The organism is Negadavirga shengliensis, from assembly GCF_042652345.1.
In the GTDB taxonomy this organism is placed as follows: domain Bacteria; phylum Bacteroidota; class Bacteroidia; order Cytophagales; family Cyclobacteriaceae; genus Negadavirga; species Negadavirga shengliensis.
Window position 1 is genome coordinate 1 of the sequence record NZ_JBHSJJ010000047.1, and the last position, 1,241, is coordinate 1,241.

At 43.8% G+C, this 1,241-nt stretch carries 1 protein-coding gene; it reads right to left on the bottom strand.

Translation table 11 applies throughout. The features are described from left to right. Positions 1-1,123: IS1634 family transposase (locus ACFPFU_RS25620; protein ID WP_377069597.1), on the bottom strand; the 1,123-nt coding region annotated here is incomplete at its 3' end. Between the last annotated feature and the right edge of the window lie 118 nt (positions 1,124-1,241).

Below are 1,241 nucleotides of genomic sequence, written 5' to 3' on the forward strand. Positions count from 1 at the left end.
GTTCAAACTTGTTCATGTCCAGGGTGATCTTTACCTCACCGTCCATTTTGAGGTATTTGTTGTACCCCCTGTTGTTGATATGGGACTTGTTGAGTTTTCCTGTTTTCAGCTGTTTTTCCAGCTTTTTAAGCCCCTTTTCCCTATTGATTCTATCTTTTTTGGCCCTCTTTTCCGAATAGCCCACTATCATTCTCAGCCCTTCTTCCCAATCCATGGATGTACTCTCACCGTTTTCGAGCCTGAGTGCCAGTACTTTTTCTTTTTGGGTATTGGCAGAAGACTTCAACCTTGCCCCCAGAATAAACCCATATCCGTTCTCCAGCAATTCGCTGATATTGCTGTTGGAAAGCAACCCCGAATCTGCCACTACCATCGGTGCCGGTAAGCCATACTTCTTTCTAAAAGTCTCTATGACAGGAATCATGGTATGGCCCTCAAACTTATTGCCCTCAAAAATCTCGTAGGCAAGGGGGTAACCCTCAAGCCCTACCAGCAAACCCAAAACTATCTGGGGGTTCTGGTGCCTGCCTTCTTTTGAAAAACCCGTCTTTCTGAGCTCGTCCTCCTGATCCACTTCAAAGTAAAGGGTGGTGACATCGTAAAAAACAATATTGATCCTGCCCCCCAGAACTTTTTTAGTGTGCTCAAAACTGATCAGCTGGATTGTTTCCTTGTAATTGTTGTAAAGCCTGTCCATGTACCTGTATAGGTCCTGAACCTGGAACTCAAGCCCATGATAGGCCAACAGGTAATCACAGGTCTTCAGTTTACTTGCCGGGAAACATATCCTGGAATATACCAGCCATTTAAAAATATCGTCTTTGATGGCATTGAACCCAATTCCATTGAATACCCTGTCAAGTAACAGCTCTGTACCGGAAACAGTGATTTTTTCAACATTGTCCAAAACAGAATCAGCGATCTGTTCTTCAGTGTTGAACGGGATATCCAGAAGCCCTTTACGGTTTCTGATCCACTCTTCGCCCAGGTAAACAAGTCTTTCAACTTCCTGGGAGTCGGAGCTACTCCCTATGGTTTTGGCAACTTTATAGCTCCCACGGGTCTTTTCTATTACTTGGACGCTGATCTTCCCACTTTTATTGGGTTTCTTCCGGACGAACATGTCTCTAAAATACTCAAAAATCCTTCTGGGACACCCAAAACAGCAAACTGAAAATCATTAAACCAAACATTATCAATGACTTATACGAAAATGGGACTGACGACTGTCGAAGTCAGGA